This window comes from Pseudomonas glycinae, from assembly GCF_001594225.2.
GTDB classification, from domain to species: Bacteria; Pseudomonadota; Gammaproteobacteria; order Pseudomonadales; family Pseudomonadaceae; genus Aquipseudomonas; species Aquipseudomonas glycinae.
This window is the reverse complement of record NZ_CP014205.2, coordinates 640,997-665,954: the sequence shown is the minus strand read 5'-3', so window position 1 is coordinate 665,954 and position 24,958 is coordinate 640,997. Positions and strand designations below refer to the sequence as shown.

General features: G+C 59.5%; 25 protein-coding genes. 12 read left to right on the top strand and 13 right to left on the bottom strand.

What is annotated here, in order from left to right; genetic code table 11:
- Positions 1-99 precede the first annotated feature (99 nt).
- Positions 100-1,317, top strand: coding sequence for an argininosuccinate synthase (locus AWU82_RS03040; protein ID WP_011335737.1), 1,218 nt, complete (start codon positions 100-102; stop codon positions 1,315-1,317).
- A gap of 115 nt (positions 1,318-1,432) precedes the next feature.
- Here AWU82_RS03040 and AWU82_RS03035 read toward each other — a convergent pair whose 3' ends face one another.
- Entirely contained in the window at positions 1,433-2,014 is a 582-nt protein-coding gene (locus AWU82_RS03035; protein WP_064383834.1) for a hypothetical protein, read from the bottom strand.
- Between the two features lie 401 nt (positions 2,015-2,415).
- Here AWU82_RS03035 and AWU82_RS03030 point away from each other — a divergent pair, with 401 nt between their 5' ends.
- On the top strand, positions 2,416-3,042 hold the full coding sequence (locus AWU82_RS03030; RefSeq protein ID WP_007953203.1) for a response regulator transcription factor: 627 nt from the start codon (positions 2,416-2,418) through the stop codon (positions 3,040-3,042).
- A gap of 88 nt (positions 3,043-3,130) precedes the next feature.
- Here AWU82_RS03030 and AWU82_RS03025 read toward each other — a convergent pair whose 3' ends face one another.
- The 8 genes from AWU82_RS03025 to metG all read right to left on the bottom strand — a co-directional run bounded on the left by AWU82_RS03025 (position 3,131) and on the right by metG (position 10,166).
- Positions 3,131-3,310, bottom strand: coding sequence for a PA3496 family putative envelope integrity protein (locus tag AWU82_RS03025; RefSeq protein ID WP_064383833.1), 180 nt, complete (start codon positions 3,308-3,310; stop codon positions 3,131-3,133).
- 107 nt (positions 3,311-3,417) lie between these two features.
- Positions 3,418-4,056: an endonuclease III gene (nth, locus tag AWU82_RS03020; protein ID WP_064383832.1), complete on the bottom strand. Its 639-nt coding sequence runs from the start codon at positions 4,054-4,056 to the stop codon at positions 3,418-3,420.
- Positions 4,053-4,634: an Rnf-Nqr domain containing protein gene (locus AWU82_RS03015; protein WP_064383831.1), complete on the bottom strand. Its 582-nt coding sequence runs from the start codon at positions 4,632-4,634 to the stop codon at positions 4,053-4,055. Before AWU82_RS03015 ends, nth begins: the two co-directional genes overlap by 4 nt.
- Positions 4,631-5,236 (bottom strand): RnfABCDGE type electron transport complex subunit G, encoded by a 606-nt coding sequence (locus tag AWU82_RS03010; protein ID WP_064383830.1) that lies wholly within the window; start codon positions 5,234-5,236, stop codon positions 4,631-4,633. Before AWU82_RS03010 ends, AWU82_RS03015 begins: the two co-directional genes overlap by 4 nt.
- Positions 5,233-6,216, bottom strand: a complete 984-nt coding sequence (locus AWU82_RS03005; protein ID WP_064383829.1) for an RnfABCDGE type electron transport complex subunit D — start codon at positions 6,214-6,216, stop codon at positions 5,233-5,235. Before AWU82_RS03005 ends, AWU82_RS03010 begins: the two co-directional genes overlap by 4 nt.
- Positions 6,203-7,417, bottom strand: coding sequence for an electron transport complex subunit RsxB (gene rsxB / locus AWU82_RS03000; protein WP_064383828.1), 1,215 nt, complete (start codon positions 7,415-7,417; stop codon positions 6,203-6,205). The genes AWU82_RS03005 and rsxB overlap by 14 nt, the downstream gene beginning before the upstream one ends.
- Positions 7,414-7,983, bottom strand: coding sequence for an electron transport complex protein RnfA (locus AWU82_RS02995; RefSeq protein WP_064383827.1), 570 nt, complete (start codon positions 7,981-7,983; stop codon positions 7,414-7,416). The genes rsxB and AWU82_RS02995 overlap by 4 nt, the downstream gene beginning before the upstream one ends.
- 131 nt (positions 7,984-8,114) lie before the next feature.
- A complete protein-coding gene (gene metG, locus AWU82_RS02990) occupies positions 8,115-10,166 on the bottom strand; it encodes a methionine--tRNA ligase (protein WP_064383826.1) in 2,052 nt (683 codons plus the stop codon).
- A 155-nt stretch (positions 10,167-10,321) separates the two neighbouring features.
- Here metG and apbC point away from each other — a divergent pair, with 155 nt between their 5' ends.
- Positions 10,322-11,416, top strand: coding sequence for an iron-sulfur cluster carrier protein ApbC (apbC, locus tag AWU82_RS02985; RefSeq protein WP_064383825.1), 1,095 nt, complete (start codon positions 10,322-10,324; stop codon positions 11,414-11,416).
- A 68-nt stretch (positions 11,417-11,484) separates the two neighbouring features.
- Here the strand turns inward: apbC and AWU82_RS02980 are convergent, their stop codons facing one another.
- Entirely contained in the window at positions 11,485-12,243 is a 759-nt protein-coding gene (locus AWU82_RS02980; protein WP_011335726.1) for an SDR family oxidoreductase, read from the bottom strand.
- Between the two features lie 160 nt (positions 12,244-12,403).
- On the opposite strand from AWU82_RS02980, the gene AWU82_RS02975 reads away from it, so the two are divergent.
- The 4 genes from AWU82_RS02975 to groL all read left to right on the top strand — a co-directional run bounded on the left by AWU82_RS02975 (position 12,404) and on the right by groL (position 15,925).
- On the top strand, positions 12,404-13,135 hold the full coding sequence (locus tag AWU82_RS02975) for a HugZ family pyridoxamine 5'-phosphate oxidase (protein WP_064383824.1): 732 nt from the start codon (positions 12,404-12,406) through the stop codon (positions 13,133-13,135).
- 65 nt (positions 13,136-13,200) lie between these two features.
- Positions 13,201-13,677: an FxsA family protein gene (locus AWU82_RS02970; RefSeq protein ID WP_039765871.1), complete on the top strand. Its 477-nt coding sequence runs from the start codon at positions 13,201-13,203 to the stop codon at positions 13,675-13,677.
- Between the two features lie 258 nt (positions 13,678-13,935).
- On the top strand, positions 13,936-14,229 hold the full coding sequence (locus AWU82_RS02965) for a co-chaperone GroES (RefSeq protein ID WP_064383823.1): 294 nt from the start codon (positions 13,936-13,938) through the stop codon (positions 14,227-14,229).
- Positions 14,230-14,278: 49 nt separating this feature from the next.
- Positions 14,279-15,925, top strand: a complete 1,647-nt coding sequence (gene groL, locus AWU82_RS02960; RefSeq protein WP_064383822.1) for a chaperonin GroEL — start codon at positions 14,279-14,281, stop codon at positions 15,923-15,925.
- Between the two features lie 75 nt (positions 15,926-16,000).
- Here groL and AWU82_RS02955 read toward each other — a convergent pair whose 3' ends face one another.
- Positions 16,001-16,744, bottom strand: a complete 744-nt coding sequence (locus tag AWU82_RS02955) for a phosphatase PAP2 family protein (protein ID WP_064383821.1) — start codon at positions 16,742-16,744, stop codon at positions 16,001-16,003.
- A 218-nt stretch (positions 16,745-16,962) separates the two neighbouring features.
- Between AWU82_RS02955 and colR the strand changes: the two genes are divergently transcribed.
- From colR to AWU82_RS02930, 5 genes are all read left to right on the top strand, one after another.
- Entirely contained in the window at positions 16,963-17,646 is a 684-nt protein-coding gene (gene colR / locus AWU82_RS02950) for a two-component system response regulator ColR (protein WP_007953224.1), read from the top strand.
- Entirely contained in the window at positions 17,636-18,910 is a 1,275-nt protein-coding gene (locus AWU82_RS02945; protein WP_064383820.1) for a sensor histidine kinase, read from the top strand. Before colR ends, AWU82_RS02945 begins: the two co-directional genes overlap by 11 nt.
- A 161-nt stretch (positions 18,911-19,071) precedes the next feature.
- A complete protein-coding gene (locus tag AWU82_RS02940) occupies positions 19,072-19,740 on the top strand; it encodes a class I SAM-dependent methyltransferase (RefSeq protein ID WP_064383819.1) in 669 nt (222 codons plus the stop codon).
- 4 nt (positions 19,741-19,744) lie between these two features.
- Positions 19,745-20,458: a lipopolysaccharide kinase InaA family protein gene (locus AWU82_RS02935; protein WP_064383818.1), complete on the top strand. Its 714-nt coding sequence runs from the start codon at positions 19,745-19,747 to the stop codon at positions 20,456-20,458.
- 2 nt (positions 20,459-20,460) lie between these two features.
- Positions 20,461-20,688 (top strand): hypothetical protein, encoded by a 228-nt coding sequence (locus AWU82_RS02930; RefSeq protein ID WP_011335717.1) that lies wholly within the window; start codon positions 20,461-20,463, stop codon positions 20,686-20,688.
- Positions 20,689-20,760: 72 nt separating this feature from the next.
- Here AWU82_RS02930 and AWU82_RS02925 read toward each other — a convergent pair whose 3' ends face one another.
- Together AWU82_RS02925 and AWU82_RS02920 are read right to left on the bottom strand one after the other, a co-directional pair.
- On the bottom strand, positions 20,761-23,790 hold the full coding sequence (locus tag AWU82_RS02925) for a multidrug efflux RND transporter permease subunit (protein ID WP_064383817.1): 3,030 nt from the start codon (positions 23,788-23,790) through the stop codon (positions 20,761-20,763).
- Between the two features lie 13 nt (positions 23,791-23,803).
- Positions 23,804-24,952 (bottom strand): efflux RND transporter periplasmic adaptor subunit, encoded by a 1,149-nt coding sequence (locus AWU82_RS02920; RefSeq protein ID WP_064383816.1) that lies wholly within the window; start codon positions 24,950-24,952, stop codon positions 23,804-23,806.
- Positions 24,953-24,958 lie beyond the last annotated feature (6 nt).

Sequence of the window (24,958 nt, the reverse complement as noted above, 5' to 3'; positions counted from 1 at the left end):
TTCTGTCGCTTTGTCGTCTTAAGCTGTCGCGCCTCTGTAAATTTTCGCGTTTGGGCGGTAGACTCCTCGGCTTTCCGTAGAACCCCGTGGAGTGATGGCATGGCGGACGTAAACAAGGTCGTTCTGGCGTATTCCGGCGGCCTGGACACTTCGGTGATCCTCAAGTGGCTGCAGGATACTTATAACTGTGAAGTCGTGACCTTCACCGCTGACCTGGGTCAGGGCGAAGAGGTCGAGCCGGCTCGCGCCAAGGCGCAGGCCATGGGCGTCAAAGAAATCTACATCGACGACCTGCGCGAAGAATTCGTGCGTGACTTCGTGTTCCCGATGTTTCGCGCCAACACCGTTTACGAAGGCGAGTACCTGCTGGGTACTTCCATCGCGCGTCCGCTGATCGCCAAGCGTCTGATCGAAATCGCCAACGAAACCGGCGCCGATGCCATTTCCCACGGCGCCACCGGCAAGGGCAACGACCAGGTACGTTTCGAACTGGGTGCCTACGCACTCAAGCCAGGCGTGAAAGTGATCGCCCCTTGGCGCGAGTGGGACCTGCTGTCCCGCGAGAAGCTGATGGACTACGCCGAGAAGCACGCGATCCCGATCGAGCGTCACGGCAAGAAGAAATCCCCGTACTCGATGGACGCCAACCTGCTGCACATCTCCTATGAAGGCGGCGTGCTGGAAGACACCTGGACCGAGCACGAGGAAGACATGTGGCGCTGGACCGTCTCCCCGGAGAAGGCTCCCGATACCCCGCAATACCTGGAACTGACCTACCGCAACGGCGACATCGTCGCGCTGGACGGCGTCGAAATGACCCCGGCCACCGTACTGGCGACCCTGAACAGGATCGGTGGCGAGCACGGCATCGGCCGTCTCGACATCGTCGAGAACCGTTACGTCGGCATGAAGTCCCGTGGCTGCTACGAAACCCCGGGCGGCACCATCATGCTGCGCGCTCACCGCGCGATCGAATCGATCACTCTGGACCGCGAAGTCGCTCACCTCAAAGACGAGCTGATGCCGAAGTACGCCAGCCTGATCTACACCGGCTACTGGTGGAGCCCTGAGCGTCTGATGCTGCAACAGATGATCGACGCTTCTCAGGTCAACGTGAACGGCGTTGTCCGTCTGAAACTTTACAAGGGCAACGTGATCGTGACCGGCCGCAAGTCCGACGATTCGCTGTTCGACGCCAACATCGCGACCTTCGAAGAAGACGGCGGCGCCTACAACCAGGCCGACGCGGCGGGCTTCATCAAGCTCAACGCACTGCGCATGCGTATTGCTGCCAACAAGGGCCGCAAGCTGTTCTGAGTTTTTTGGTGTGATGAAAATGGCGGCCTTGTCTGTGTGACAAGGCCGCCACTGCGCAAATTCCCCTGCTTGACTTGATCAGCAATGGTCAGTATCTCCGCGATATTCCGCCTTCTCAAACTTTCCCCGCCTGGATCATGTTCATTGAGTCCGCGTCGTAGAAAATACAGTAAGTAGTTCCGACGGCTTTCTTTCCCTGTTTAAACGATTTGAAGATATTTTCCGTTGCTGAATCGTCTGATATCGAGCTGGTCAAAAACACAAATATTCTGAGTGAGTGCTTGGGCGAGTGTGGGGTTTTTTCCAATAATACTTCTGTCTCCGATACGGAAATTCCTCCCCTGGTATCAATGATATATAGCGTGCTGAATGGTTTTGGCAGTTTTACCGTATGCAGTGCTGGATTGGGCTGCGTTTGTACCTCCATCAAGTTCGTTGCGGTATCTTCAAATGCCTTTAGGAAATTATTTTCGTTATTGAAGTCCGACGGTGCATAAAGTGAACGATAGTTAAAGTTGAGTGTGATGAAGAACAGGAATGACAAGAAAAACGGGAAGCTGATCAAAAGCCAGATATATGTTTTTCGTTCTTCGTTATCAAGAAAAGGCAGGGAGACCGCCGCCGAAGTTTCGGTTATCAACGCAAATATGGCGATGATGCTTATAGGGTTTGTGACTTTTTTGTATTTTTTCAACATGGTCTTTTCTCATGAAATTGACTGTTCTCGTTGTGATGTTTTTAGTGGTTTGTATAGGGGAGCGATGAGTGGTGTCTTCAGTGCTCGTTAACGGGTGTTTATATTAAAAGTGGCCGGGTGAACATCAGTATGTTGTTTCAGGTTTTTTGTGATGGATGGGTTTGTCATTTCTGGAATGAGTGGTCGAATTGTTGTTGGTTATTGACCGGTCGGAAGTGAGGCTTTTGTTCTTTCTGCCCTCATGCTTTTGTTCTGGTGGGCCGTTTCTGTAGGACTAATCTTTATGGGTTGTAGGAAGTGTCTCTTGATGCCAGTGTGAATGAACTTATCCATGCCATGGATGAAATGACTGCGTTATTGTGCCGGTTCTAAAAATTCGAACAGCGAAACTGGACTTGCCCATGAATAAAGTGCTGATCGTGGATGATCACCCCGTCATTCGTCTTGCGGTACGTATGCTGATGGAGCGTCATGGCTACGAAGTCATTGCAGAAACCGATAATGGAGTGGATGCATTACAGCTTGCCCGCGACCAGATGCCCGATATTGTCATTCTTGATATCGGTATACCGAAACTGGATGGACTGGAAGTCATTGCGCGCCTTACAACAAGTGCAATGCCGTTGAAAGTGCTCGTGCTGACGTCACAGTCACCGGGGCACTTTTCCATGCGTTGCATGCAATCGGGGGCGGCGGGTTATGTTTGCAAGCAACAGGATCTCACTGAGTTGCTGAGTGCAATCAAGGCGGTACTGTCCGGATACAGCTATTTTCCGAATCAGGCGTTGCACACCGTGCGAACCAGTCTGGGAAACGCCAGCGAGGCGGACATGGTTGATCGCCTGTCAGGGCGTGAAATGATGGTGTTGCAGCAACTGGCGCGAGGCAAGACCAACAAGGAAATTGCCGACGGGATGTTCCTGAGCAACAAGACCGTGAGTACCTACAAAACCCGATTGCTTTTAAAACTCAACGCGCGGTCGCTGGTGGATCTGATTGAGTTGGCGCAGCGGAACGGCCTGGTCTGAGAGTTTCTGTGGCTGACGGATCATGGGCGGATCGGAATCAGCGTATGCCAGAAAGAGAAAAGCCTCCGTTTCGGGAGGCTTTCAAATGTCAGAGATCAAAATCGTAATCGGCCAATTGCTTCTGCAACCGGCGCTCCTCAAGCAGGTTGTCGATGGTTCGACGCTTGCTGAGATTGGTCTTGGCGACTTCAACCACCGGTTCGGCGTCGTCGGTTTCGGCAGCGATGAAATCGTCGTCTACATCCAGTTGTTCTTTGGTGTCAGTCATAAGGTCAACTCCAGGCTAAGACTGCCGTTGGCGCTCCTTATATCGATATTCCCGCCGATGGTAAAAAAGATTTTTTCAATCGATAAATCAATAATTCCAATAGCCGCTCAATCGTCTGAAGTCTTGTGCTTGTACTCACACAAATCTTCGATCCGACAGCTGCCACAACGGGGTTTGCGTGCCAGGCACACGTAGCGCCCGTGAAGAATGAGCCAGTGGTGCGAGTCGAGCAGGTATTGTTTTGGCACAAACTTCATCAGTTTTTTTTCCACCTCGACCACATTTTTACCCGGTGCAATGCCGGTGCGGTTGCTGACCCGGAAGATGTGGGTGTCCACTGCCATGGTCAACTGGCGGAACGCGGTGTTGAGCACCACGTTGGCGGTCTTGCGGCCAACACCGGGCAAGGCTTCCAGTTCTTCGCGCGTCTGTGGTACTTCACCATTGTGCAGCTCGACCAGCAGGCGGCAGGTCTCGATCACGTTTTTGGCTTTGCTGTTATAGAGTCCGATGGTCTTGATGTATTCGGACAGACCTTCAACGCCCAAGGCATGAATGGCTGCCGGCGTGTTCGCCACCGGGAACAGCTTGGCCGTCGCTTTGTTCACCCCGACATCCGTCGACTGCGCGGACAGAATCACCGCGATCAACAGTTCGAAAGGCGAGGAGTAGGCCAGTTCGGTCTTGGGCTCGGGGTTGTCCTCGTGCAGCCTGCGGAAGATCTCCAGACGTTTTGCGGCATTCATGGGTGATGCGTTTCCTCGGGTAGGGCGGCAGGGCGAGTCCAGGCCTGACGGGCGGCCAGTAACAGTCCAAGCAATATGAAGGCGCCGGGCGCCAGCGTCGCGAAATGCAGGCCTTCGCTGAACAGAATCAAGCCTTGCCAGTGTTCCGACAGGTGATGGCCGATGCTGCCCTGCCCGATCAGCTCACGCAATACCGCGAGCACAACCATCAGCGCGGCAAACAGGCCACACAGGTTCAGCGGTGCGCGGACAGGCTGGCGAAAGAATCCATTGTGCTCCAGCACGACGCATTGCAAGCCAATCAGCCCAACATAAAGGCTGATCAGTTGATGCCACTGCATTGCACTGCGTTGCAGGAAAATATCGGCGCAGCCCGTCAGCGTCGCGGCCAGCACCAGACTGACCGGCAACAGGCTCTGGCTGCTCAGACGCGAGCGTAGCGGTGCCATGCACAAACCGTAAACGCCCACGACAACCGCGAATATCAACAGCGTCGTCAGCGCACCCGCCACGGAGTCGCTGGCTCCGATCAATAGCACCAGCATCATTGAATTCGACAGTGTCGCTGACGTGTTCATGACGCGCTCCCTATCAGGGCCGTCCGGTGTTCATCGAAGTAGCGCAGGGCATCGTGGATGGCATTGATCGCCGCGCGAGATGTAATGGTTGCCCCGGCGATCTGGTCGAATTGCCCCTGATCCTTCTTCAAGGCCCATCCGGCATCTGGCGGTTGGCTGAGTGATTTTCCGCTGAAGGTCTGAAGCCAGCTATTTGGCCAGTCGCCGATATGCCCGCCCAGCGAAGGCGTTTCGTTTTGCTCAAGGGTTTTCACGCCGAGCAATCGGCCCTTGGCGTCGATGGCAATCAGCAACTCGATATTGCCAGCGTAACCTTGGGTCTGGCTGCGCAACAGGACTGCCACGGGTTGTCCGTTTTTGCTCGCCCGATAACCGCCCAGCAGCTGACTATGGCTCAGGTTGATGTCGGTCAGCGTCAGAGGTTGTTGAAGCGGCTGATTGTCGTAAGCGTCGACCGGCAGCACGTCCAGCAATTTACGACTCTCACGCAGACGCTGTTCGGCGGCGATCTGCGGCGCATTGCTGCGTTGCACCAGCCACGTCACGCCGATGCCCAGCGCGCTTATCAACAACAGTGTGATCAGGCTGTTCGTCCGGTTCATGTTGTTACCCGCGCCTGACGGGCCATCGCAAAGCGCTCCAGCGCCGGCACGCAAAGGTTCATCAACAGCACCGCAAACGCCACGCCGTCCGGATAACCACCCCAGGTGCGGATCACGTACGTCAGTAGCCCCACGCCCGCGCCGAACAGCAGACGGGCGAGTGGACTCCTGGCGCCCGATACCGGTTCAGTGACGATGAAAAATGCGCCAAGCATGGTCGCGCCGCTCAGCAGGTGAAACAGTGGCGAACCGTGGGAGTCGGATCCCGAACCGTTCCAGCACAACAGGCTGATCACAAACAGGCTGGCGAGCATGCCGACCGGCGCCTGCCAACCAAACACCCGACGCTGTAACAGGAACAGGCCGCCGGCGAGGAACGCCAGGTTCACCCACTCAACGCCGTGCCCGCCAACGCGACCGAATGCCGGATTGGCGGCAAACAGTTCGTCCATGGTCAGGCTTTTATTGATGCGCAAACTGTCCAGCGCGGTGGCTTGAACCCAGGCATCCGGCTGTGAGCCCGGATTGAACACCTGGCCAAAAGCCGCCGCCAGACCCATGCCATGGGCGGGCCAGTGGGTCATCGGTTGCGGGAACATGACCATCGCCAGGGCAAAGCCGAGCATGGCTGGATTGAACGGGTTTCGGCCCACGCCCCCGTACAGATGTTTGCCCAGCAGCAGGCCCGAGGCGATCGCCGTGACCGTCAGCCACCACGGGCAATAAGGCGGCAGGGCAATTGCCAGCAGCGTGGCGCTGACGACCGCGCTGCCATCGGTCAAGGTAGCTTGCAATGGCTGGCGGCGCAGATGTGTCACCGCAGCTTCCACAGCCAGCGCCGTGCCGACGGAGAGGATCAGGTTGATCGACACGCCCCAGCCGTAAAACCAGAACAACGCCAGCCATCCCGGCAATGTCGCCAGCAACACCAGCTTCATTGCCTGTTGCAGGCGCTCGTCTCTGGTTTCAATGGCTGACATGAGCTTGTACCAGCCGCTCTGCTTCTTGCAGGCGAGCACGGGCCTTTTCGAGGATGTCGGCGGATGTGCCTTCGCGCCGTTGCAGCTTGTTCAGATCGGCACGAGCGTAGGCCAGTTCGGTTTTCAGCTGACGCAGCTGGTCGTCGATCGGACGTTTCTCGACACGCACAAGCTCGGGCGCCGGTTGATCGCTGGCGGCTTCGGCGTTGTGCAGGGCCTGTTCGGCGTCACGCAGCGCTTGCTCCAGCGCGGCGATCTCGGCTGGCGGAGCCTCCGCGGTTTGCGCTTTTTTCAGCTCGGCGCGGCGCATTGCCAACTGGATTTTTGCCCGCTTCAGATCGGCGTCCTTCGCCGGAGCGGCCACGACCGGCGCGGGTGCCGCGCTGCTTTCCAGCTTCGCCAGTGCCTGTTCGGCCGCTTCGAACTGTTGTTGCAGGACGATCAGTTGCGATTGCTGATCGAAGGTCGGCGGATGACCGAAGGCCTTGAGCGACTTGTTCAATTGCGCCCGACTCATGGCCACGTCGATCTTGGCTTTTTTCAGCGCGGCATCGGCGGTCGCGGCTTTTTGCGCGCGCACCCGTTCCAGCGCCGCCTGCACCGGATCGAGCGTGGTGGCGGCGACTTCGACCTGTGCCGCGCGCTGCGCCCGGGCCTCGCGTTCGGCCTGCTTCTGCTGTTCTTCGCGTTGCAGGCGAGCATTGCGCCGTTCGAAACGCTGGCGGGCGTGATCGCGTTTGGCCGCGCGGGCCTGTTGTTCTTCAAGGCTGGCGGCCAGACCGCCTACCACCGGCAGTGTGCCCAAAGGCAGCGGGTGCATCTCGATGCAATCGACCGGGCAGGGCGCCACGCACAGATCGCAACCGGTGCATTCGTCGATGATGACGGTGTGCATCAGTTTTGCCGCGCCGACGATCGCGTCGATCGGGCAGGCCTGGATGCATTTGGTGCAGCCGATGCATTCGGCCTCGCGAATGTAGGCCACTTGCGGCGGCGCCGAACCACGGCTGATGTCCAGTTCCAGCACCGGGATTTTCAGCAGTTCGGCCAGCGCCGCAATGGTTTCGTCGCCACCCGGCGGGCACTTGTTGATCGGCTCGCCGTCGGCGATGCCTTCAGCGTAGGGTTTGCATCCGGGATGGCCGCACTTGCCGCATTGGGTCTGCGGCAGCAAGGCATCGATGCGTTGAATCAGACTCATGTTTTGATCAGTCCACTGAATCCGAGAAAAGCCACGGCCATCAGTCCGGCGCCGATCAACAGGATCGGCAGGCCACGAAAGGGCAGGGGAATATCGTTGTCGGCCGTGCGTTCGCGCAAATCGCTGAACAGGCTCAACACCAGCCAGAAACCCAGACCGGCGCCAAGGCTCAGCGCTGTCGCATGTAACAGGCCTTGATCCGTTTGCGCGTTGATCAGCGTCAGCCCCAGCACACCGGCATTGCCCAGCAGCAGCGGCCACAAACCTTCGAATGGCAGCGTGGGTCGCCAATGTGCCAACAGCTTCAGCAACGGCGCGATCAGCAGGACGCTCAACGGCAGAAACACAAACTGCCGCAGGAATTCCAGTTGCATCGGCACCAGCAGCCAATGCCAGATCGCATAACCCGCCACGCCGACAATCAGCATCAGACACAACGTTGCCAGCCCCAGCGCATGCACCTGACGGCGTTCGCCCGCCAGCAGCGGATCGACGCCCAGCGGCCAGTGCAACACGAAGTTGTTGATCAGCGCAGCACTGAAGAGCGTAAGCACGAGTTCGGTCATGGTTCTGCCGGCAGGAACGGGCGTGTGTCACTTAAGGTTAGGCATTATCCGGCAGCCGGGGAGGGCGGGCCAGATATGAAAAATCCCACAGGCGCACGGAGCACGCCTGTGGGATCTGTCAGGGCAGAACCTTACTTGATGCGCTGACCCGGCTTGGCGCCGCTGTCCGGGCTCAGCAGGTAGATTTCTTCACCGCCAGGGCCGGCCGCCATCACCATGCCTTCGGAGATGCCGAACTTCATTTTCCGTGGCTTGAGGTTGGCGATCATCATGGTCAGGCGACCGTCGAGCTTCGACGGATCCGGGTAAGCGCTCTTGATCCCCGAAAACACGTTGCGTTGCTCGTCACCGATGTCGAGGGTCAGGCGCAGCAGCTTGTCCGCGCCTTCCACGTGTTCGGCCTTGACGATCAGCGCCACGCGCAGGTCGACGGCGGCGAAGGTGTCGAAGTCGATTTCCGGCGACAGCGGATCCTTGGCCAGTTCGCCATTGCCGGCAGGTGCGGCGGCGCCGGTGTCGGTCTGGCTGGCGGTCAGGTCTTCTTTCGAGGCGTCGGTCATGGCTTGCACTTTCACCGGGTCGATGCGGGTCATCAACGGTTTGAATTCGTTCAACTGGTGGTTGGCCAGCAGCGTGGTGTGGTCGTTCCAGGTCAGCGGAGCGACGTTGAGGAACGTCTCGGCATCGGCGGCCAGCACTGGCAGCACCGGTTTGAGGAAGATCACCAACTGGCGGAACAGGTTGATCGCCGTGGCGCAGACCGCCTGGACTTCATCCTGCTTGCCTTCCTGCTTGTTCAGCGACCATGGCGCCTTGTCGGCGATCCAGGCGTTGGCGCGGTCGGCCAACGCCATGGTTTCGCGCATGGCACGGGCGAAGTCGCGGGCCTCATAGGCGTCGGCGATGCTCGGCGCAGCGGCCAGGAAAGCTTCGGTCAGTTCCGGTGCGGCGTTGGTGTCCACCAGCAGGCCGGCGTTGCCTTTCTGGATGAAACCGGCGCAACGGCTGGCGATGTTGACGACTTTGCCGACCAGGTCGGAGTTGACCTTCTGCACGAAGTCTTCGAGGTTCAGGTCGAGGTCGTCCACGCCACGGCCCAGCTTGGCGGCGTAGTAGTAGCGCAGGTATTCCGGCGACAGGTGATCCAGGTAGGTACGGGCCTTGATGAAGGTGCCGCGGGACTTGGACATCTTCTGACCGTTGACGGTCAGGTAGCCGTGCACGTTGATCCCGGTCGGCTTGCGGAAACCCGCGCCTTCAAGCATCGCCGGCCAGAACAGGGCGTGGAAGTTGACGATGTCCTTGCCGATGAAGTGGTACAGCTCGGCGGTGGAGTCCTTGCCCCAGAACGCGTCGAAGTCCAGCTCCGGCGTGCGGTTGCACAGGTTCTTGAAGCTGGCCATGTAGCCGATCGGCGCGTCCAGCCACACGTAGAAATACTTGCCCGGCTCGCCCGGAATCTCGAAACCGAAGTACGGCGCATCGCGGGAGATGTCCCACTGTTGCAGGCCGGCGTCCAGCCATTCGGCGATCTTGTTGGCCACGGCGTCCTGCAGGGTGCCGCTGCGGGTCCAGGCCTGCAGCATTTCCTGGAAGTCCGGCAGCTTGAAGAAGAAGTGCTGGGAGTCCTTGAGCACCGGCGTGGCGCCGGAGATGGCCGACTTCGGATCCTTCAGGTCGGTCGGTGCGTAGGTTGCACCGCATTTTTCGCAGTTGTCGCCGTACTGGTCTTCGGTGCCGCACTTCGGGCAGGTGCCCTTGATGAAGCGGTCGGCCAGGAACATTTTCTTTTCCGGGTCGAAATACTGGGTGATCGAACGTTGGGCGATATGCCCGGCGTCACGCAGCTTCAGGTAGATCTGGCTCGACAGCTCACGGTTTTCTTCGGCGTGAGTGGAGTGGAAGTTGTCGAAGTCCACCAGGAACTCGGCAAAGTCGGCGCTGTGTTCGGCCTGGACGTTGGCGATCAGTTGTTCCGGGGTGATGCCTTCCTTTTCCGCGCGCAGCATGATCGCCGAACCGTGGGCGTCGTCGGCGCAGACATAAATGCACTGATTGCCGCGATGCTTCTGGAAGCGCACCCACATATCGGTCTGGATGTATTCCAGCATGTGGCCAAGGTGGATCGAACCGTTGGCGTAGGGCAGGGCGCTGGTGACGAGAATCTTGCGTGGTTCGGACATGTGGGGCTTCGCTACTTGATGAAACGGAGGTCGGCCACTATAAAGCGCCGGGAAAGATATTTCACCTCTGCAGATCGTTGCCGGACATGCCGTCCGGAGGACAGAAGGGGTAGGATACCCGCCATCTTTTCCCAGTCTTGTTATCGGAGTTGCCCATGAGTGCCGTCACTCGCGCAGCGGTGGAAGCCGTCCTCAGCCAATACACCGACCCTTACCTGAACCAGGATCCGGTCAGCGCCGGTTGCGTGCGCAACATCGAAATCACCGGTGATCGCGTCAGCGTGCAGCTGGAAATCGGTTATGCCGCCGGTCTGTTCAAGAGCGGCTGGGCGCAATTGCTGCAACTGGCCATCGAAAATCTCGACGGCGTGGTGACTGCGAAGGTCGAGGTCAACAGCGTGATCGCCGCGCACAAGGCCCAGGCGCAGATCCCGGGGCTGGCCAACGTCAAGAACGTGGTCGCCGTGGCCTCCGGCAAGGGCGGTGTGGGCAAGTCCACCACCGCTGCCAACCTGGCCCTGGCACTGGCCCGCGAAGGCGCGAAGGTCGGGATTCTCGATGCCGATATCTATGGCCCGAGCCAGGGCATCATGTTCGGCATTCCCGAGGGCACCCGTCCGCAGGTCAAGGATCAGAAATGGTTCGTGCCGCTGCAGGCCCATGGCGTGGAAGTGATGTCGATGGCATTCCTGACCGACGACAACACGCCGATGGTCTGGCGCGGGCCGATGGTTTCCGGCGCGCTGCTGCAACTGGTGACGCAAACCGCCTGGGGCGACCTGGATTATCTGGTGATCGACATGCCGCCAGGCACCGGCGACATCCAGCTGACTCTGGCGCAGAAAGTCCCGGTGGCTGGCGCCGTGATCGTCACCACACCGCAGGATCTGGCGCTGCTCGACGCGCGTAAAGGCGTAGAGATGTTCCGCAAGGTCAACATTCCGGTGCTGGGCGTGGTGGAAAACATGGCCGTGCACATCTGCTCGAACTGCGGACACGCCGAGCATCTGTTCGGTGAGGGCGGTGGCGAGAAGCTGGCGACCCAGTTCGGCGTCGAGCTGCTGGCTTCGTTGCCGCTGTCGATGCTGATCCGCGAACAGGCCGATGGCGGCAAGCCGACGGTGATTTCCGAGCCGGACAGCCAGATCGCCATGGTCTATCAGGAACTGGCCCGCCACGTCGGCGCGCGGATCGTGTTGCAGGAAGCAGCCTCGCCGGCGATGCCGAACATCACCATCAGCGACGATTGATGCCTGCGGTTTAAACAAAAACGCCCCGGTGCCTGTGCACCGGGGCGTTTTTCATTGCGCGGCAGGGGTCAGATACGCAACCCGCCGTCCATCTCCAGAATCCGGCCGGTGTAGTAGTCGTTCTCGAAGATGTACGCCGCCGAATGGGCGATCTCTTCCGGCTTGCCCATGCGCTTGAGCGGAATGCCCGAGGTCATTTTTTCCAGCGCTTCAGGCTTCATGCCCAGGGTCATCTCGGTTTCGATAAAGCCCGGAGCGATACCGGCCACGCGAATGCCGTAGCGCGCCAGTTCCTTCGCCCACGTCACGGTCGCCGCAGCGACGCCAGCCTTGGCGGCGGAGTAGTTGGTCTGGCCGACGTTGCCCGCGCGGGAGATCGACGAGATGTTGATGATCGCGCCGCTGTTCTTCAGCTCGACCATTTTCGCCGCCACTTCACGGGTGCAAAGGAATACGCCGGTCAGGTTGACGTCGATCACAGCCTGCCACTGGGCCAGGCTCATCTTGGTCATCTCGCCGTCCTTGACCTTGAGCAGCAGGCCGTCGCGCAGGATCCCGGCGTTGTTGATCAGGCCGTGGATCGCGCCGAAGTCTTCGGCGACCTGGGCAACCATGTGCGTGACCTGCTCTTCGTTGGCGACGTTGCACAGATAACTGCGTGCCTCGACACCCTTGGCCTTGCACGCCGCAACCGCGTCATCGAGTTTTTCCTGATTCAGGTCGACCAGCGCCAGCTTCGCGCCCTTGCCCGCGAAATACTCGGCCATCGAGCGGCCCAAGCCTTGGCAACCGCCAGTGATAATGATTACTTTGTCGTTGAGTTGCATTCGCATGCCCCCGAGAGCAGGTCAGAGTGGTCCTTACAGGTAGCCTCTCGATCTGCACCGGCCAGCAGCCTGTTGCACATGAGAACTGCCCGATGGCGAGTGGGACAAAACCCATGCGCCTGTCCGTTTTGTCGACGGATTCTATTTAAGGAGTCATAAATTGAGCGTTGAAGCGGCTAAGAATGCCCGAGAATTGCTTCTCAAGGAATACCGTGGCGTGCTGTCGACCCACTCCAGATCGATGCCCGGTTTTCCGTTTGGCTCCGTGGTTCCCTACTGCCTGGACGAGCAGGGCCGGCCGCTGATCCTGATCAGCCGTATCGCCCAGCACACCCACAACCTGCAGAAAGATCCGAAATGTTCGCTGCTGGTGGGTGAGCGCGAGGCCGACGATGTGCAAGCCGTTGGTCGCCTGACCTACCTGGCCGAGGCGGCAAAACTCGAAGACGCTGCCGCCATCGAAGCTGCCGCCGAGCGCTACTACCGTTATTTCCCCGATTCGCAGAATTACCACAAGGCCCACGATTTCGATTTCTGGGTGCTCAAACCGGTGCGTCATCGCTACATCGGCGGTTTTGGCGCGATCCATTGGGTCGATCACCTGACCCTGGCCAACCCGTTCGCCGGCAAGGCCGAAGTCAGCATGGTCGAGCACATGAACAGCGACCACGCCAAGGCCATTGCGCATTACGTCGACCTCGCCGGCCTGCCGAAAACCGTCCCGGCGCAACTGGCCGGGATCGACACCGAAGGCATGCACTTGCGCATCGGTCAGGCGCTGTACTGGCTGCCGTTTCAAGCGCCTTGTCATACGCCGATACAAGTGCGCGAGGCCTTGGTTTCTTTGGCTCACGCCGAGGTCTGGCCAAAAAATGCGGTGGCCGATGCTTGAATTCACGAAAGGGCGACGTCATCTAAGGCTTACTGCAAGGCATTTCTTGCGTTGAGGAAACTTTGATGCGCCCTTTTTTGTTGCTCTTTCTGCTGTTCCCGGTGTTGGAGCTGTTCGTATTCGTCAAAGTGGCAGGATCGATCGGATTTTTCCCGGCCCTGCTGCTGATCATTCTCGGCTCGATGTTCGGCGTGTTCGTGCTGCGCGTCGCCGGGCTGGCCACCGCACTGCGTGCCCGTGAAAGCCTGAACCGCGGCGAACTGCCTGCGCAAACCATGCTTGAAGGCCTGATGCTGGCCCTGGCCGGTGGCCTGTTGATCCTGCCGGGCTTCATCAGCGACGTGGTCGGTCTGGTGCTGCTGTTGCCGTTCAGTCGCCGACTGGTCGCTAACAAAATGCGCCAGCGCGCTGAAGAACAGGCCATGCGCCAGCGAGCGTTCGCCGATGACCTGCAACCTCGCGGCGGTCCTGCACCGCGTCAGCCTCTGGGCCGCGAAGGTGATGTGATCGAAGGCGAATTCGAACACCGCGACAGCAAGTAACTTCTGCATCGACACGGCACCTTCGGGTGCCGTGTTCTTTTATGGGACGAATTCAGTCAGCCTGCATGAAAATTTTTTGTCCTCAACCCTTGTAATCAGCTTATGCGCCCTTATGTATCGGTCACCGCAAGGTTCCGGCATATGAGTCGGACAGACTTCCGCGGTTCGCTCGACGAGCCGCAACCGGCGCAGGCCGGATTCGTTAAACCCGCCGGGACTACACCGGCCGATGAAAACCACAATTAGGAGAGATCGACAATGAAGCTTCGTCCTCTGCATGACCGCGTCGTTATCCGTCGCAGCGAAGAAGAAAAGAAAACCGCTGGCGGTATCGTCCTGCCAGGTTCGGCTGCTGAAAAGGCCAACCACGGTGTGATCGTCGCTGCAGGTCCGGGCAAAACTCTGGAAAACGGTGAAGTGCGTCCGCTGGCCGTTAAAGTCGGCGACAAGGTTGTGTTCGGTCCTTACTCCGGCAGCAACACTGTGAAAGTCGACGGCGAAGACCTGCTGGTAATGGCTGAGAACGAGATTCTCGCTGTACTGGAAGGCTGATACCCCGCTCATTTTCCCGCTACTACAAAGTATTTAAGGAATATCGATCATGGCTGCTAAAGAAGTTAAATTCGGCGATGCCGCTCGCTCCAAGATGCTCAAAGGCGTCAACGTTCTGGCTGACGCGGTAAAAGCGACCCTGGGCCCGAAAGGCCGTAACGTGATCCTCGAGAAGAGCTTCGGCGCTCCGACCATCACCAAGGACGGCGTTTCCGTCGCCAAAGAAATCGAACTCGAAGATCGCTTCGAAAACATGGGCGCGCAGCTGGTCAAAGACGTTGCCTCCCGTGCCAACGATGACGCTGGTGACGGTACTACCACCGCTACCGTTCTGGCTCAGTCGATCGTCAACGAAGGCCTGAAAGCCGTCGCTGCCGGCATGAACCCGATGGACCTGAAGCGCGGTATCGACAAAGCGACCATCGCGATCGTCAAAGAACTGAAAGCCCTGTCCAAGCCATGCGCTGACACCAAGGCCATCGCTCAGGTCGGCACCATCTCCGCCAACTCCGACAACTCCATCGGCGACATCATTGCCGAAGCCATGGAAAAAGTCGGTAAAGAAGGCGTGATCACCGTTGAAGAAGGCTCGGGCCTGGAGAACGAACTGTCGGTTGTAGAAGGCATGCAGTTCGATCGTGGCTACCTGTCTCCGTACTTCGTCAACAAGCCGGACACCATGGTCGCCGAGCTCGACGGCCCGCTGATCCTGCTGGTCGACAAGAAGATCTCGAACATCCGCGAAATGCTGCCAGTGCTGGAAGCCGTAGCCAAAGCCGGCCGTCCACTGCTGATCGTGGCCGAAGACGTTGAAGGCGAAGCCCTGGCGACTCTGGTTGTGAACAACATGCGTGGCATCGTTAAAGTCGCAGCCGTCAAGGCTCCAGGCTTCGGCGACCGTCGCAAGGCCATGCTGCAGGACATCGCCGTTCTGACCGGCGGTACCGTGATCTCCGAAGAGATCGGCCTGAGCCTGGAAAGCACCACCCTGGAACACCTGGGCAGCGCCAAGCGCGTCACCCTGTCCAAGGAAAACACCATCATCGTCGACGGTGCTGGCGTTCAAGGCGACATCGAAGCCCGCATCGCTCAGATCCGTGCCCAGGTGGCCGAGACTTCCTCGGACTACGACCGTGAAAAACTGCAAGAGCGTCTGGCCAAGCTGTCCGGCGGCGTTGCAGTGATCAAGGTTGGCGCTGGTTCCGAAGTCGAAATGAAAGAGAAGAAAGCCCGCGTTGAAGACGCCCTGCACGCAACCCGTGCAGCCGTTGAAGAAGGCGTGGTACCTGGCGGTGGCGTTGCGCTGATCCGTGCTCTGGAAGCCCTGACCGAACTGACCGGCGACAATGCTGACCAGAACGTCGGTATCGCTGTGCTGCGTCGCGCTGTTGAAGCGCCGCTGCGTCAGATCGCTGCCAACTCCGGTGACGAGCCAAGCGTAGTCGTCAACGAAGTCAAGAACGGCAAAGGTAACTTCGGTTACAACGCTGCTTCCGGCGAATACGGCGACATGATCGAAATGGGCATCCTGGACCCAACCAAGGTCACCCGTTCGGCTCTGCAAGCTGCAGCCTCCATCGGCGGTCTGATCCTGACCACCGAAGCAGCTGTTGCTGACGCACCGAAGAAAGAAGGTGCAGCTGGCGGCGGTATGCCAGACATGGGCGGCATGGGTGGCATGGGCGGCATGATGTAAGCCAGCCTTACCCAGTAACGAAAAACCCCGTCTGCGTGAGCAGACGGGGTTTTTTATTGCCCGCGTTTCAGAGTTTCATGCGTTGACCGGACGGGCCTGTGTCGCTGTTTCACCCTTTACTGCCGGACGATACAGAATCCAGTAATACGACCCCAGACAGATCAGCCAGCAGAAGATCGCCGTCCACACGTTGTGGGAAAAGAAGTGCGCGCCCTGCATCATCCGGCTGATCGAGAACACCGACCCCAGCGCAAAGGCAAAGATGAACGCCTGATGGGCCAGCCGCGGGCGACGATCACGCAGCACGAAGAACAACGCAAACAAGGTAAAACCTGTAGCCGCATGACCACCCGGCCAGCAACGACCGGGCTTGTCGGTCGGCGGGCGATGCTCCAGCAGCTTGCTGTAGGTTTCGTGGCCGCCGAACTGTTCGAGGCTCCAGGGGCATTGCACCGCTGTCACCGCTTTCACCGGCGTGACGAAAGAGGTGGCCAGACCCAGCGACAACACCAGGCAACCCAGCTCGCGTCTGAACGGTTTGAGCCGATCGATGAAAAACGCGCCGATGAACCCGAGGATGGAGAACACCGAAAAGGCGATCACCACTTGTTTGGCGCGGTCGTGGAGGATGTCTTCGAGAAAGTAACTGTGCCGGCCGATGAAGTCGCCCGCGACCGGATCGTAAAACAGCCGGGCCAGATCCATGTCCAGATCGGTCAGCTCCAGCAACACCAGAATGACCGCCGCGACGGCGGGAATGCCCAGGCAAAGCCATACATTCAAAGGCCTTGAAGCAGGGCGGGCAGAGATCGAAACCATGGCAATTCCTTCATCGGTAAGGTCTTCAAAGAAGCACAACCGCGTGAGTCTGCGCCCGGTTCTGTCGGCGATTTGTCGGCCGCTCGTGAAAAACTCGTCAAGTCCGGCGATCCGTGCAATTAAGTCAAATCAACCCACCCGGCGCCTAGCCGTGAGCCACACTTGGCCGTAAGCTGCGCGGGCCAAGACGGCCGCTACCGTGTACGGAGGAGGTGCCCATGCGAATTCTATTGGTCGAAGACAACCGCGATATCCTGGCCAATCTGGCCGATTACCTGGGGCTCAAAGGCTACACCGTCGATTGCGCCCAGGACGGTCTGTCGGGCCTGCATCTGGCCGCCACCGAGCATTACGACCTGATCGTGCTCGACATCATGCTGCCGGGCATCGACGGCTACACCCTGTGCAAACGCCTGCGCGAAGACGCCCGTCGCGATACGCCGGTGATCATGCTCACCGCCCGCGACCAGCTCGATGACCGCTTGCAGGGCTTCAAGTCCGGGGCCGACGATTATCTGGTCAAGCCGTTCGCGCTGTCGGAGCTGGCGGCGCGGGTCGAAGCGGTGATGCGTCGCACCCAGGGCGGCGGTCGCCGGGCCCTGCAGGTCGGCGATCTGAGCTACGACCTTGATACCCTTGAAGTGACCCGCGAAGGCAAATTGCTCAAGCTCAACCCGGTCGGCCTGAAACTGCTGGCGGTGCTGATGCAAAAGAGCCCGCATGTCCTGCGTCGGGAAATTCTCGAAGAAGCGCTGTGGGGCGATGACTGCCCGGACAGCGACAGCCTGCGCAGCCATGTCCACCAATTGCGTCAGGTGATCGACAAACCATTCGCCAAACCGTTGCTGCACACCGTGCATGGCGTGGGCTATCGCTTGGCCGAGGGCCGCGATGGAGTTTAAGCAAAGTCTTGCCCAGCGGATCATCATCGCCTTTGCGTTGATGAGTGCGCTGGTGGCCGGGGCGTTTGCCATGGGCATCGTCGCGACCGTGCATCTGGTCGAGGAAAAACTGATTTCCGCCGGGCTGGGCGGCGACCTGCAACGACTGCTGTTGATGGACAATGTCTCGGACTGGAGCCACCGGCCGGAACCGGATCAACTCTTCTACTTCAGCGGCGGGCCGGGCGACTTCGAGCTGCCCAAGGACCTGCGACACCTGGATTCGGGTTTCCATGAAGTCTTTCGCGAGCAGCTGTCGTACCACGCGATGGTCGAGGTGGTCGACGGTCGCCGCTATGTGCTGCTGCAGGATCAAAGCGATTTCGAAGAGCGCGAGCGCGTGCTGTTTGCCGTGGTGCTGGTGGGCTTCGTGCTCAGTCTGGCGCTGGCGGTGTTCCTTGGCTGGGTGCTGGCGCGCAAGGTGATGGCCCCGGTGGTTCGGCTGGCGCGCCAGGTACGCCATCGCGACCAGTTGCTCGGGCTGGCGCCTCCGCTGGCGCCGGATTATGCGGCAGACGAGGTGGGCGAGCTGGCAGTGGCGTTCGACGCCACTCTTGGACGCTTGCGTCAGGCACTGACGCGGGAGCGCTTGTTTACCAGCGACGTCAGTCACGAATTGCGTACGCCGTTGATGGTGCTGGCCAGCTCTTGTGAGCTGCTGCTGGAAAATCCGGGCATCGATCAGCGCGGCAAGGCTCAGGTTCAGCGCATTGCGCGGGCCAGTGAAGAGATGCGTGAGCTGGTACAGACTTTCCTGATGCTCGCTCGCGCCCAGCGTGAAGACGCCGGCGCGGCGCCCCAGCAAAGCCTCTCGCAAGTGGCTGACAGTTTGCTGTGCCTGTGGCGAGAGCCCATCGAATCCAAGGGCTTGCAGCTGATTTTCGAACCGGGCAATCCGCCCGACACCCGTTACAACGCAACGCTGCTCAATGCAGTGATGGGCAACTTGCTGCGCAACGCCTTGCATTACACCGAGCAGGGGTTCATTCGCTTGACCCTCAATGCCAACGGTTTCGTTGTCGAGGATTCGGGCGTCGGCATTCCCGAGGAAAAGCGCGAGGCGATGTTCCAGCCGTTTGTCCGCGGCAACGAAAAGCGCGGAGAAGGGCTGGGATTGGGTCTGTCACTGGTTCAACGCATCTGCGAGAACCAGGGCTGGAGCGTCACGTTGAGCACGATGGAGCCCAATGGCTGCCGTTTCGAGGTGGATCTGGGCAAGCGTTGAGGGCGTTGCATCTGACACGAGAGTGCCTCCAACCTGTCTAAATCCTGTATAACCTTGAAATAGTTTGCCGATTTACATGACGTTTTTTTCACAAAGGGATGACCTGACACTGACACGCCGCTGCTTAAGGTGGCGCTATCAGTAATTCAGGAGTTCTGGTGATGGCCGGCCCGATCAAGCTCGATTTTTCCGAAAAGTACGACGACAACCATGCGCAGAAATATTTGCGCAAGCATCAGGACGGTCTGGGGCGTCGTTTGTCCAACTGGCGGGATCAGCAGTTGGCCCGCAAGGCGTTGACCCTTGTCGGCGAGCCGGGGCTGGTGCTGGACCTGCCGTGCGGTGCAGGACGTTTCTGGCCATTGCTGGCGGAAAAACCCAACCGGGTGATCATTGGGGCGGACAACTCCGAGTCGATGATCAAGACCGCCATGCAGGCGCAACCGGCGGATGTGGTGAAACGGGTACAACCCTTGCACACCTCTGCGTTCGACATTGCCTTGCCTGATAACGCCGTCGACAGCATTTTCTGCATGCGACTGCTGCATCACATCGGTGAAGCCGAGCACCGCCGGGCGATTCTGCGCGAGTTCGAGCGCGTCACCCGCGACAGCGTGATCATTTCGCTCTGGGTCGATGGCAATTTCAAGGCCTGGAAACGCAAGCGCGCCGAGCGCAAGCGTGGGCAGGAGGGTTACCAGAACCGGTTTGTGTTACCGGCCGCAACAGTTGAAAAGGAATTCGAAGACGCGGGATTCCGCATCCAGGAACAACTGGACTTCATTCCGCTCTATGCCATGTGGCGAGTTTACGTATTACGCAAGAGGTAAGAGGATGGCAGTGCAATTTGCAGCAGAAACGGAAGCCGCTCCCCAGGACCGCTTCGACTACTACTGGAACCAGCGCGGTGAGTGGGTGGAAGAACCCAACGTGCGTCGTGGTGGCGAAAGTGGTGTGCAACGGGTGGTGGGACGCGATGGTCAACTGCTGTATGCCAAACGCCAGACAGGACATATTTATCGCAGCTGGCTGCATCCGTTCGGGCGACCGACCGTGTTGCGTGAACTGGATGCGCTGACCGGGGTTTCCCGTCTCGGGGTCCGGGTGCCGGAAATCGTCTTTTGCGGTGCTCAACCCGATCCTCAGCACAAGTGGCGGGCGCTGTTGGTGACCAAATCCCTCGATGGCTTTCAGGAGCTTGAGCAATGGGAGGCCGCCGGCGGTCGTGAGCAATATGGCGAAGCCGTCTATGAACGCGTGCTCAAGGACCTCGCCGAAAACTTGGCGCGCATGCACAAAGGTCGCTGGCAGCACAGTTGCATCTACATCAAGCACGTCTTTGTCAGCGTGACCGGCGAAGGTGAATCGGCCAAGGTCGAAGTCGCTTTGATCGATCTGGAAAAATGCCGTCAGCGTCTGACCGCTCATCGCGCGGCCGCCCATGACATGAAGCAATTGCGCCGCCACTCGTCGTTCAGCGCTACCGACTGGAAAAAACTCGTCTACTTTTATGAGACGGCGTTTGGCAGCGCTATCAAAGGTTTATAGCGATGAAACTAGAAATTGCACGAGGTTTGTTTCTGGTAGGAGCCTTGGCAGTTGCATCATTGGCGGTGGCGGCCTGGGAACAGCCACGCATGCAGGTCATTGGCGCATCAGCCAGCGACCCGCATTGCCCAATGCCACGGGTGGCAAAAGCCGCCGTGGCGACTCAGCCGGACCATGATCTGTTGCTGTTCATGTTCGGACTTTCTCAAGGGATGAGGCCGCAGAGTTGAATCGTTCGACAAGAGCCAAAGGCCTCGCCAATGCGAGGCCTTTTTTATTGCGTCATGGCTCGTGTTACTGCGTCATGCCTTGGGATCGGGTTTCGCCAGCACGGTATAAACGCACGGTAGGACAAACAGCGTAAACAGTGTCCCGATCGACATCCCCGTGGCAATCACCGTCCCGATGTCGAAGCGGCTGACCGCACCGGCGCCGGTAGCCACGATCAACGGCACCATGCCGAACACCATCGCCGCCGTGGTCATCAACACCGGGCGCAGACGAATCGCCGCCGCTTCCTCCACCGCCTCCCGAGGCGTGAGGCCCTTCTCCTTGCGCAACTGGTTGGCGAACTCGACGATCAGGATCCCGTGTTTGCTGATCAGCCCGATCAGTGTCACCAGCCCGACCTGAGTGTAGATGTTCATGCTCGACCAGCCCAGGAACAGCGGAATCAGCGCCCCGCAGATCGACAGCGGCACGGTCACCAGAATCACCAATGGATCGCGGAAGCTTTCGAACTGCGCCGCCAGCACCAGGAAAATGATCGCCAGGGCCAAGGCGAAAGTCACCCACAGCGCGCTGCCCTCCTGGACGTACTGCCGGGAAGCGCCGCCGTAATCGAAGGCAAAGCCGGCCGGGGCTTCTTCCCGGGCGATCTGCAACACGCTGTCGATGGCTTCCCCCATGCTCACCAGCGGGAACCCGGACAGCTTGGCCGCGTTGAGTTGCTGGAACTGGTTGAGCTGTCGCGGTCGTGCGCGGTCGGTCACGGTGATCAGGGTCGACAGCGGCAGCAGTTCGCCCTGGGTGTTTTTCACGTAGTAATTGTTCAGCCAGTCCGGGTTATCGCGGTAGGCCCGTTCGACCTGGGCGATGACCTTGTAGCTGCGGCCTTCGATGGTGAACCGGTTGATTTCCGCCTCGCCCAGCAAAGTCGCCAGCGTACCGCCCAGATCCTGCATCGATACGCCCATCTGCGCCGCCTTGGCGCGGTCGATGTCGACCACCACTTCGGGTTTGTCGAAGGCCAGGTCAAGGTCGACGAAGGCGAACTTGCCCGACTCCATGGCGCGCTTCTTGATCCGGTCGGCCACTTGCAGCAACAGCTCGTAGTCGTTGGCGGTGTTGATCACGAATTCGAACGGCAGGCCTTCACCGGTGCCAGGCAGGGATGGCAGGTTGAAACCGAAAATCTGCAGGCCCGGAATGCCCTCGAGTCTGCCCTGCACCTCGGGGAGGATTTCCATTTGCGTGCGGCTGCGCTCGTTCCACGGCTTGAGCAGGAAACCGCCGATGCCGCTCTGGACGCCGTTGTAGCCGTTGATCTGGAACGATGAGTAGTACTCCGGGAACTCCTTGAAGATCTTGATGAACTCGTCGGTGTAGGTGTTCAGGTAATCGAGGTTGGTCGGTTGCGGCGCGTTGGCCATCATGAAGATGATGCCCTGATCCTCGTCCGGTGCCAGTTCCGACTTGGTGAACTTGAGCAGCACCGGAATCAGGCACAACACGATCACCGCAAACACCAGCACCACCGGCCGGGTATTGAGCGTGCCGTGCAGCATGGTTTGATAACGCCGCTTGAGACTGTCGAAAATCCGGTCGAGGCGGTGGGCCAGGCCCGTGGGGTTTTCGTCATGGCGCAGCAGCATGGCGCACATCATCGGCGACAGGGTCAGGGCGACGACGCCGGAGATCACCACCGCCCCGGCCAGGGTCAACGCAAACTCCTTGAACAGCGCCCCGGTCAGCCCGGTCAGGAAGCCGATCGGTGCGTACACCGCTGCCAGGGTGATGGTCATAGACACCACCGGCATGGCGATTTCCCGGGCGCCTTCGAGCGCGGCCTCCAGCGGTGTCTTGCCTTCCTCGATGTGCCGGTGGATGTTTTCCACCACCACAATCGCGTCGTCCACCACCAGCCCGATGGCCAGCACCATCGCCAACAGCGTCAGCAGGTTGATCGAGTAGCCCATCATCTGCATGAAGAACATCACGCCGATCATCGACAGCGGAATGGTCACCACCGGAATCACTACCGAACGCAGGGCACCGAGGAACAGGAACACCACCACGATCACGATCAGCACCGCCTCGAACAGGGTTTTCACCACTTCGTCGATGGAGGCCTGGATGAACAGCGTGGCGTCGTAGGCGATTTCGCTCTTGAGGTTGGGCGGCAGCTGGGCTTCCAGCTCCGGCATGATCTTGCGTACTTCCTTGATAACGTCCAGCGGGTTGGCACCGGGTGTGGCCTTGATCCCGATGTACACCGAGGGCGTACCGCCGAACGAACTGATCGAGTTGTAGTTTTCCGCGCCCATCTCGACCCGCGCCACATCGCTGAGCAGCACCCGGCTGTCACCGCTCACCTTGAGCGGGATCTTGCCGAAGGCTTCGGCGGACTTCAGTTCGGTGTTGGCGTTGATGCTGGTGACCACGTACTCACCTTTCACCTCACCGGCGGCGGAGAGGAAGTTGTACTGGCGCACCGCGTTGGTCACGTCACTGGCGCTGAGGCCGAACCCGGCGAGTTTCACCGGATCGATCCACAGGCGCATGGCGAACACCTGGTTGCCGAGAATCTCTGCCTCGGCCATACCCGGCAGGGTTGCCAGCTTCGGCTGTATCACTCGCGACAGGTAGTCGGTGATCTGCGGGTTGTTCAGCTCCTTGCTGAAGAAGCTGATGTACATCAGCGCCGAGGCATCGGCGGCTTCTTTGCTCAGTACCGGGTCTTCGGCATCCTGAGGCAGTTTGTTCTTCACCTCGTTGGCCTTGGCCAGCAGTTCGGTGAACAGGCGGTCGCTGTTGGAGCCGATGCGCGCGTAGATCGAAATCACCGAGAAGTTCTGGCGACTGACCGAGGTCATGTAGTCGATGCCCTCGGCGCTGGCCAGGCTTTGCTGCATCGGCTGGGTGATGTAGCCCTGAATGGTTTCGGCGTTGGCCCCGGGGTACGCGGTGGTCACCGTGATCAGGGCGTTTTCCATTTGCGGGTATTGGCGCAGCGGCAGCTTGCTCCAGGCCTGGAAGCCCAACAGCACAATCAGCAGGCTGACCACGGTGGCGAGCACCGGGCGGCGGATGAACGGATCGGTAAAAGCCATGGGGTTTCCTTGATCAGTCGGCGCGGGGCGGACTGTTCTGCTCGCCGAGGGTCTTGTCGTCGCTGATGGCAATGTGGGCGCCGTTGTCCAGTTTGATCTGGCCGGCCGTCACCACCTGTTCGCCGCTCTGCACGCCCTTGTTGATCATCACCTGGCCATCGCGGCGTTCGCCGGTCTCGACGAACCGACGCTCGGCGATCAGCACCGGTTGGCCCTTGTCGTCTTTCTCGACGGTGCCGTCTTCGGCTTTCTTCTGGGTGACCACGTACGTCGAGTTGCCGTAGAGGGTGTAGGTGATCGCGCTTTCCGGGACCACGATGTGTTTTTGCGGATCCGGCAGCAGCACTTCGACGCTGGTGAACATCCCCGGCAGCAACTTGCCGTCGGGGTTGGCCAGGGTGGCGCGAACCAGAATGTTGCGGGTGGTGCTCTCGACGATCGGGTTGATCGCGCTGATGGCACCGGTGAAGTTCTGGCCGGGATACGCCGCGACCGTAATCTGTACCGGTTGCCCGATGGCCAGTTTCGGCACCGACTGTTCGGGTACGTAGAAGTCGGCGTATAGGCTGCTCAGATCTTGCAGGGTGGCGATCTTGGTGCCGCTGGCGAGGTAGTCGCCGATGTCGACGAGGCGGATGCCGATGGTGCCGCTGAAGGGCGCGACGATGCGTTTTTTGGCCAGCGCCGCATTGAGTTGATTGACCGTGGCCTTGTTCTTTTGCAGCTGCGCCGAGAGCCGGTCGAATTCGCCTTTGGAGATGGCGCTGCTGCCGACCAGTTGGCTGCCGCGACCGTAATCCAGCTGCGCGAGGCCGAGATCGGCCTTGGCGGTTTCGAGGAAGGCGGCTTCGACGGCGCTGTCCAGTTGCAGCAAGGGTTGGCCGGCCTTGACCTTCTGCCCCGATTCGAATTTCAGCTCGGTGACGGTGCCGGCGTTCTCCAGACTCAGGTCGACGCCTTGCAGCGCTTTCAGCGTGCCGACGGTGGGCAGGCGCATCTGCCACGGGCGCTCGACGGCGGTGGCCACGGCGACGCTGATCGGCGGCTTCGGTTTGGAAAAGCCCTGGATCATCGTATAGATCGAGAAGGCCTTGTAACCGGCGAGAAGCAGAACGATCAGCAGTACAACACCCAACATGATCAGCATGCGGCGACGCAGCATATTTCC